Origin of the sequence: Meiothermus sp. (assembly GCF_025056915.1) — a bacterium.
Lineage (GTDB): Bacteria > Deinococcota > Deinococci > Deinococcales > Thermaceae > Meiothermus.
In genome coordinates this window covers 59,600-67,262 of the sequence record NZ_JANWVH010000003.1, presented here as the reverse complement: position 1 = coordinate 67,262, position 7,663 = coordinate 59,600, and the positions used below count along the sequence as shown (strand labels likewise).

Below are 7,663 nucleotides of genomic sequence, written 5' to 3'. Positions count from 1 at the left end.
AGAACCAGGCTTTCTCGAACTCGAGTGGCTCATAAGATGTGAAGAGCGCTCCAACATCCCAAACAACTCTGGCATCGGACTAGGGCAGCGACACCACCGGCTCGGTGGGTGGGTTGGCCAGCGCTCCGTAGAGTTCGCCAGCGTTGTGGGAGAGGATTCGCTGGGCGGCCCACTCGGACTCGTCGTTGGTGAGGTCGCCATTATAGACGGCCTGCTCCATCACCTGCGCCACGATGCGCCGCCCCCAGCGGGCTGCAATCCAGAACATTTCGGGGCTGTGCCGGGCGCTGGTGGAGAAGAGTACCTTGCTAAGAGGGGCCAGGTGGGTTGCCTCGTGCAGGGCAGTACGCATGGCATGTACGCTCCCGGCAGGGATGGTGAGCCCCAGATCCAGATACACCCCCGGGTAGTGGCTGGCCAGTAAGCCAGCCTCCCGCACATAGGGGTAGCTGTGTAGCAGGACGATTTTCAACCCGCGCAGCTCGGGAGCCTCCAGCACCGCGCGCAGACCCAGGGGATTGGCCAGACGAATATCCGGGCTCGATTCGCCATAGCCGGTATGAAACTGCACCACCTTGCCGGTCTCGAGGGCCACCTTCAAGGCCACCCACAGCATGGAATCCAGCAGGGGTTTGCTGGTGATGCGCGGCGTTTGGCGGGAGGGCGAGCTGCGACGGAGTTCGCTGTAGGCCCGCTCGAGCTCCACCAAATTGTGCTTCCCAATGTCCAGACCGCTGCGGTAGGCCACCGCGCTCTTGAAGGCAGCCACCCGGGGGGCCAGCTCGCGCAGGTGGGCTTCAAAAGCGTGCAGGAGTCGGCTCGCGCTCTCGTGGTGATCGAGCATCTGCTCCAGTTCGGCCTCGAGCAGCAGAACCCGGCGAACCACCAGCGGTAGCTGCTCGGCATGGCTGCTCACGGTCCACAAATGTGCGGCGCTCTGGTTCTCTTCGATGAGCAGGTGCGAGATGTTGGCTTCGGCGAAAAGCCAGCGGGCCAGTTCAACGTAGTTGTGCTGGCGTCGGGCCTCCTCCAGGGCCTCCAGGCTGGGCTCACAACCAAAAAACTCGGCCAGGTCTCGCAGGCTGCGGCGAAAAAACAGGCTGTCCTGCACGAAGGGGAGCACCAGGGCATCGGGGTTCAGGGTGAAATAGCGCTCGAGCGGTTCCTGTCGCCAGCGCTCTTCCGTATAGAGCGGGTAGGCGTGGTGATCGTAAATGGAAAGGCTACTCAGATGCACAAGTCCCCCCCAAAAAACACCCGACAGCCGCAAAACCAGAAAAGGGCTCACTCTGTGGGCCGGAGCACTGCATATATGCTAGCACTTCAACAGCGAGCCATGACCGCCGGGAATACGGCAGCAGGCTTTTGTCGTTTTCCGCCCTCCCGCCTCCCTTGGTAGGCGAGGGGGGCGTTAGAGGTCTCCGGGGTCAGGAGCGCTGGCGGAGGGGTATGGCCGGGTGAGGGGCTGTGCGGGCCTCGGAAGGATGGGCTCGAGCCCCCTTCACATACGTTTGAGCCATTCGAGTTCGAGAAAGCTTTGCCCTGAACAGAAATTCGCCGCCTGGAAGGGCGGCCAGGTCTGTGAAGGGTCTGATGTGGGCCTGACTGCGGTACACGTCTTCCGGCCCCTGGCTAAATCTTGTACAGCCGGGCCTCGAGCCCCTTCTTGATCAGGGGCCACTCGTCGTCAATGATGGAGTAAACTGCGGTGTTGCGGATGGTGCCGTTGGGGTAAATCTGGTCTTTGCGCAGAATGCCCTCGAAGGTGGCCCCCAGCTTTTCGATGGCCTTGCAGGAGCGGCTGTTGCGGGCATCGGCCCGGAACTGTACCCGGATGGCCCTAAGCTGCTCGAAGGCGCGGGCAAGAAGCAGGTACTTGCTTTCAAGGTTGGTATAGCCTCCCTGAAAGGGGGTGAAAATCCAGGTGGTGGTCTCCAGCGAGCGGTAATCGGGGTTGACCCGCACATAGCCGGTGCGCCCCGCCATCTGGCCGCTGGCCCGGTCGAAGATGGCCCAGTTGACCCGGTCTTTGGCCGCAAGGAGCGACCGGATGTAGCTCTGCATGGCCTCGAGGGTGGCTTCCTGGGGCGCATTGCTCAGGTACTGCACCATCTCGGCGTCGTAGTGCTCGAGCAGGGCAGGAGCATGCTCCAGGCCCAGGGGCTCAAGTCGGATAAAACGGCCCTCCAGGGGAATGCTCTCGTGCCACATATAACCCAAAACTATCATTTTTTTGGTCTACACTGGTTGTCAAATGATTCGAGTCGGCATCCTCACCGTTTCCGACCGCGAGGCCCGTGGCGAGGTAGAAGACCGCACCTACGCGGTGCTGCGTGAAACGCTGGCCTTTGGCCCCTACGAGATCACCAATTATGAGATCATCCCCGACGAGCCCGCGCAGATTAAGCGCTTGTTGCGCCTGTGGACCGACCGTGACGGGCTGGATCTGATTCTGACCAACGGCAGCATTCGCTTGAGCCCCCGCGACCACGTGCCCGAGGCTACCCGCGACATGCTGGAGAAGGAAGCCCCTGGAATTGCAGAACTCATCCGCATGGAAGCGTACAAAAAGAACCCCCTGGCTGCGCTGTCCAGGGGGGTGGCTGGGGTGCGGGGCAAAACCCTCATCATCAACCTGCCGGGGGGCCCCCAGGGATGCAAGGATTCCCTCGAGGTCATCCTGCCCCTGATTCCCGAGGCCGTCCAGCGCATCACGGGTCGTCCGGTAGCCCATCTGGCCCAGGCCCTTTCGTTCGACTGAAGCTTTTACGGGCCGTGCAAGGAGGGTTGACTGCCCTTTGCCTTCTCCCTGCAGGTAGTGGGTTTCCGGCACCTGTTCCCAACGCCCAGGCCCAGGCTCCTCACCTGACCGCTCCGGCTAAATGTGCAGTGTTCAAGCGAGGATGGCCTGAATTGCGAACCGACCCGTCCCCTTTTCAAGTTTTCATGGCAGGTGTACTGGTACTGTGTGGCATAAAAGCCTGTACAACCACCCCGCACGATAAGCGAATCAGGTCAATCCTGGCCCGGACGCGCTTGGTTCCTCCCCCACCTCGTAGGGTTGCAGACCTGGCCCTTCACGCAGCCAGCAGATGGGGGTCTTGTCCGATACCCTCCCCAACCCTCACTGCACGGTAGGGAGGGAGTTGAGGGCGACCACTCTTTGGAATCTTGTGTACTAGTTTTGCTCTACACGATAAAGTACAGGTATGACACCCCATCTTGCAGCCCCATCCGGCGCGATAGCCGAGGCCGTCTTGCTCCCGGGAGACCCCTTGCGGGCCAAGTACATTGCAGAGAACTTTCTGGAAAATGCGGTGCTCTACAACCAGGTTCGCAATATGTTTGGCTACACCGGAACCTACAAAGGCAAACGGGTGAGTGTGCAGGGCACCGGGATGGGCATCCCCTCGGCCAGCATTTACATCCACGAGCTTATTCAGTTTTACGGCTGCAAAACCCTGATTCGGGTAGGCACCGCAGGGGCCATCACCGAGCATCTGCGGCTGCGCGACGTGGTGATCGCGCAGGCCGCCTGTACCGATTCCTCCATCAACAACCTGCGCTTTGGGGGACAGAACTTTGCGCCCATCGCAGACTTTGAGCTGATGCGCCGGGCCTACGAGCACGCCCAGGCCAGGGCCATGCCGGTGCGGGTGGGGAATGTGCTCTCAACCGACACCTTTTACCACGACCAGCCGGATGCCTACCGAATCTGGGCCCAGTTTGGGGTGCTGGCGGTAGAGATGGAAGCGGCAGGGCTATACACCCTGGCCGCCAAGTTTGGGGTTCAGGCCCTGACCGTTCTGACCATCAGCGACCACCTGATCACACGGGAGCAGACCACCCCCCATGAACGGCAGGAAACCTTTAACCAGATGGTCGAGATTGCCCTCGAGACCCTTTGAATCGGTCAACGTATAATCAAACTCCGTTGTTGTGTTTTTATACACATCCACCAGCGGGAGGCCACCAGTGGTTGAAGTGAACAAACCGATTGCAAGTCTGAAGGGCCGCGACTTCCTTTCCAACCTCGACCTTTCGCCCGCCGAGTACCGCGCCGTGCTGGACACCGCCCACGCCATGAAGCGGGGGGCCTTCAAGGGCCAGCGCCCCCTCGAGGGCCAGACCCTGGCCATGATCTTCGAGAAGCCCTCCCTGCGCACCCGCACCACCTTCGAGGTGGCCATGAACCAGCTGGGGGGCCATGCGGTGAACCTGACCAATGCCGAGATTGGCCTGGGCACCCGCGAGCCGGTGCGGGACATCGCCCTGAACCTGGAGCGCTGGGTGGAGGGCATCATGGCCCGGGTCTACCTGCACTCCACCCTCGAGGAACTGGCCCGCTACTCCTCCAAGCCGGTCATCAACGGCCTCTCCGACCTGCTGCACCCGGTGCAGCTTCTGGCCGACTACCAGACCATCGAGGAAACCTTTCCCGATACCCGGGGCCTCAAGGTGGCCTACATCGGCGACGGCAACAACATGGCCAACGCCCACATCCAGTGCGCGGTGCTCTCGGGGGTCAAGCTGACCATCGCCACCCCCCGGGGCTACGAACCCAACGCGGTCATCTACATGGAAGCCCTCAAGCTGGGGGCCGACATCACCCTCACCCACGACCCCCGCGCGGCGGCTGAAGGGGCCCAGGTGCTCTACACCGATGTTTGGGTCTCCATGGGCCAGGAGGCCGAGGCCAGCCAGAAGCGCAAAATCAAGGATTTCACCGGCTTTCAGGTCAACCCGGCCATGCTCGAGCTGATTGACCCCGACGGCATTTTCCTGCACTGCCTGCCCGCCCACTACGGCGAGGAGGTGGTCGAGGAGGCCACTTTGCACCCCAAGTCTCGGGTCTTCGACCAGGCCGAAAACCGCCTGCACGCCCAGAAGGCCCTTCTGTATCATCTGCTGGGGTAAGCCGATGCGGGGCCTCGCACTCCTCTTGTGGTTCCTTTTGGGGCTGGCCCGCGCCGGGGATGCGGCCACCCTCGAGTTCTGGGGCTTCTCGCGCGATGGGAAGTACCTGGCCTTTGAGCAGTACGGGGTTCAAGACGGCTCGGGGTTTCCCTACGCCGAGCTATATGTTGTAGATGTGGCGCGAAACACCCTCCTTCACTCGGCCAAGGTGGTCGAGCAGGGCGGGGGAACCTCCGCCGAGGCCCGCGGGAAGGTTCTGGCCCAGAGCCGGGCTGCGCTGGCCCGGTACGGGATTGTGCAGGGCAACCAGGGGCGTTTTGCGCCGGTCGCGGGCAAGAACGCGCCCGTCCAGAGGGTGGAATTCACCGCGCTGGGCCGGCCCCGCCGTCTGGAGCTGACCACCTCGGAGGCCCCCAGGGAGCCAAGCTGCCTTACCCAGCCCTCGAGGCTGCTCGAGCTAAGGCTGGACGGAAAAGCCCTGCAGCGCGACACCCGCCTGCCTGCTTCAAGGGCCTGCGCCTACGACTACGAGATTCACAGCGTTTTCGTGCTGGGCTCGAGCCTGGCCGTGTTTGTCCGGGTCACTTTGGACGGCTTCGAGGGGCCCAACCTGCGCTGGATGGTGGTTTCGGCTCGGTTGGGCTAAAAAGGTTTGGATATGCATAAACCCAAAGTATTCATAGACGGCGAGGCCGGCACCACCGGCCTGCAAATCCGGGCGCGTTTGCAGCACCGAAGCGATGTGGAGCTCCTCTCCATTGACCCCGCCAAGCGCAAGGACGAGGCCGAGCGCAAGCGCCTCCTGAACGCGGTGGACGTGGCCATCCTGTGCCTGCACGACGAGCTGGCCAAAGCCACGCTGGGCCTGCTGGAGAACCCCGAGACCCGCATCCTGGATGCGAGTTCGGCCCACCGGGTGGCCGAGGGCTGGGTGTATGGCTTCCCCGAGCTTGACCCCGAGCAGCCGGAGCGGATTCGCCGGGCCCGCTTTGTCTCCAACCCCGGTTGCTACCCCACGGGGGTGATTGCCCTGCTGCGACCCCTGGTGGAGGCGGGGCTGCTGCCCCGAAGCTTCGCGGCCTCGGTGCACGCCATCTCGGGCTACTCCGGCGGCGGGCGGCAGCTTATTGAGGCCATGGAGGGGCGGGGTGAACACCGGCTCTCCGGCGACTACCGGGCTTATGGCCTCGAGCTGACCCACAAACACGTGCCCGAAATGACGCTTTACTCGGGCCTCGAGCACCCCCCCCTCTTCACCCCGGCGGTGGCCCGCTTCCGTCAGGGCATGCTGGACTTCATCCCCGTACACCTTTGGGCCCTGCCCCACAAGGTGAGGGCCGTGGAGCTGCACGAAGCCCTGGCAGAGCGCTACCGGGGCCAGCGCTTTGTGCAGGTGATGCCCCTGGAGACCTACGGAGCGCACCACCCGGTGCTCGACCCCCAGGCCCTCAACGGCACCAACCGCATGGAGCTCTTCGTCTTCGAGAACCCCGCGCGCGAACAGGCCCTTTTGGTGGCCCGCTTCGACAACCTGGGTAAGGGCGCTTCGGGGGCCGCGGTGCAAAACCTCGACCTGATGCTGGGCCTGGAAGGCCCCCAGACCTACGAGTACTTTGGGGACTGATGCAGACCTTGGTGTACCTCGACTACTTGTGCCCCTTTGCCTGGCGGGGCCTCGAGCTGGCCGCGGTGGTGGCCCCCCAGCTGGGGCTCGACTTGGAGCTGCGGCACTTTAGCCTGGAGCAGGGCAACCATCCAGCAAATGCGGGCCTGCCGCGCCAGGCCCCGGCCTGGAAGCTGGTTGAGCAGCCCCTGGATGGGCCAAAGTCGCTGCGGGCCTTTCTGGCCTCGCACGCGGCCCGGCAGCAGGGAAAGGCCGCGCATCTGCGCTTTGCCCTCGAGCTCTTTCGCCTGCGCCACCAGGAACGGCGCATGCTGGGGGACGACCAGACCCTGGTGGAGGCCGTCGGTCGGGCCGGTCTGGACCTGGAGCGCTTCCTGGCCGACCTGGAAGACGAAGAGGCCCGCCGCAGCGAGCTGGCCCGCGACCTGGAAGAGGCGGCGGAGCGGGCCGTGTTCGGTACGCCCACCTTCGTGCTGCCCTCGGGCGACGCGGCCTATTTTCGCTTTACCGAGCTCACCACCGAGCCCGAGCTGGCGGTGCCTTTGTGGGAGCTTTTCACCGCCGTGCTGCACAACGGGGCCCATGTCGAGACCATCAAGCGGCCCCGGCCTTAGCCCGGGAGATGCGTATGAACCCAGACCTCGAGCTCAGAAAGCAACTGGTCAACCTGCTCACCCTCCGGCAAGCCCACGCCGATTTCGAGGATGCGGTGGCGGACTTTCCAGAGGAGCACATCAACACCCGGCCCCCGGGGTGCCCCTACACCTTCTGGCATCTGGTCGAGCACCTGCGGCTGGCGCAAAAGGACATCCTCGACTATATCGCTTCCGAGCAGTACCGCTGGCCCACCTTCCCCGAGGACTACTGGCCCGCTGCCAGGGCCACCACCGACCTTGCGGGCTGGAATGCAAGCGTAAAGCAGTTTTTGGCAGACCGGCAAGAACTGGTGGCCCTCGTGCAGAATCCGGCAGTGGATTTGCTGGCCCCCCTGCCCAACAGCGGCAGGCACCGGCACCACCTCCTGCGTGAAATTCACATCGTGGCTGCCCACAACGCCTACCATACCGGCGAGCTGATTGGGTTGCGGCGGGTCATGGGCATCTGGCGTCCGTAGGAGCGAGC

Annotated in this window: 9 protein-coding genes; 7 read left to right on the top strand and 2 right to left on the bottom strand. The window is 63.5% G+C overall.

From position 1 onward, the window contains the following. Nucleotides 1-79: 79 nt before the first annotated feature. Nucleotides 80-1,237: an amidohydrolase family protein gene (locus NZN28_RS01225; protein ID WP_295394865.1), complete on the bottom strand. Its 1,158-nt coding sequence runs from the start codon at nucleotides 1,235-1,237 to the stop codon at nucleotides 80-82. Nucleotides 1,238-1,632: 395 nt separating this feature from the next. After that, nucleotides 1,633-2,211 (bottom strand): GNAT family N-acetyltransferase, encoded by a 579-nt coding sequence (locus tag NZN28_RS01220; protein WP_295394862.1) that lies wholly within the window; start codon nucleotides 2,209-2,211, stop codon nucleotides 1,633-1,635. A 43-nt stretch (nucleotides 2,212-2,254) separates the two neighbouring features. On the opposite strand from NZN28_RS01220, the gene NZN28_RS01215 reads away from it, so the two are divergent. From NZN28_RS01215 to NZN28_RS01185, 7 genes are all read left to right on the top strand, one after another. Then, complete coding sequence (locus tag NZN28_RS01215; protein ID WP_295394860.1) at nucleotides 2,255-2,761, top strand: MogA/MoaB family molybdenum cofactor biosynthesis protein; 507 nt, start codon at nucleotides 2,255-2,257, stop codon at nucleotides 2,759-2,761. A gap of 448 nt (nucleotides 2,762-3,209) precedes the next feature. Then, complete coding sequence (deoD, locus tag NZN28_RS01210) at nucleotides 3,210-3,908, top strand: purine-nucleoside phosphorylase (protein WP_295394858.1); 699 nt, start codon at nucleotides 3,210-3,212, stop codon at nucleotides 3,906-3,908. A gap of 67 nt (nucleotides 3,909-3,975) precedes the next feature. Continuing rightward, on the top strand, nucleotides 3,976-4,917 hold the full coding sequence (gene argF / locus NZN28_RS01205) for an ornithine carbamoyltransferase (protein ID WP_295394855.1): 942 nt from the start codon (nucleotides 3,976-3,978) through the stop codon (nucleotides 4,915-4,917). A gap of 4 nt (nucleotides 4,918-4,921) precedes the next feature. Next, the gene (locus NZN28_RS01200) at nucleotides 4,922-5,563 is read left to right on the top strand and encodes a DUF2259 domain-containing protein (protein WP_295394853.1); all 642 of its coding nucleotides are present in this window, start codon (nucleotides 4,922-4,924) and stop codon (nucleotides 5,561-5,563) included. 12 nt (nucleotides 5,564-5,575) lie between these two features. Beyond that, the gene (argC, locus tag NZN28_RS01195; protein ID WP_295394850.1) at nucleotides 5,576-6,541 is read left to right on the top strand and encodes an N-acetyl-gamma-glutamyl-phosphate reductase; all 966 of its coding nucleotides are present in this window, start codon (nucleotides 5,576-5,578) and stop codon (nucleotides 6,539-6,541) included. After that, nucleotides 6,541-7,155: a DsbA family protein gene (locus NZN28_RS01190; RefSeq protein ID WP_295394848.1), complete on the top strand. Its 615-nt coding sequence runs from the start codon at nucleotides 6,541-6,543 to the stop codon at nucleotides 7,153-7,155. The genes argC and NZN28_RS01190 overlap by 1 nt, the downstream gene beginning before the upstream one ends. 14 nt (nucleotides 7,156-7,169) lie before the next feature. Continuing rightward, the gene (locus NZN28_RS01185) at nucleotides 7,170-7,655 is read left to right on the top strand and encodes a DinB family protein (RefSeq protein WP_295394845.1); all 486 of its coding nucleotides are present in this window, start codon (nucleotides 7,170-7,172) and stop codon (nucleotides 7,653-7,655) included. The last annotated feature ends 8 nt before the right edge of the window (nucleotides 7,656-7,663 follow it).

Excerpts from the sequence above, each read along its gene's own strand:
- NZN28_RS01220 (WP_295394862.1), bottom strand. The coding sequence starts at position 2,211 with ATGTGGCACGAGAGCATTCCCCTGGAGGGCCGTTTTATCCGACTTGAG.
- NZN28_RS01215 (WP_295394860.1), top strand. The coding sequence starts at position 2,255 with ATGATTCGAGTCGGCATCCTCACCGTTTCCGACCGCGAGGCCCGTGGC.
- deoD (WP_295394858.1), top strand. The coding sequence starts at position 3,210 with ATGACACCCCATCTTGCAGCCCCATCCGGCGCGATAGCCGAGGCCGTC.
- NZN28_RS01200 (WP_295394853.1), top strand. The coding sequence starts at position 4,922 with ATGCGGGGCCTCGCACTCCTCTTGTGGTTCCTTTTGGGGCTGGCCCGC.
- argC (WP_295394850.1), top strand. The coding sequence starts at position 5,576 with ATGCATAAACCCAAAGTATTCATAGACGGCGAGGCCGGCACCACCGGC.
- NZN28_RS01190 (WP_295394848.1), top strand. The coding sequence starts at position 6,541 with ATGCAGACCTTGGTGTACCTCGACTACTTGTGCCCCTTTGCCTGGCGG.
- NZN28_RS01185 (WP_295394845.1), top strand. The coding sequence starts at position 7,170 with ATGAACCCAGACCTCGAGCTCAGAAAGCAACTGGTCAACCTGCTCACC.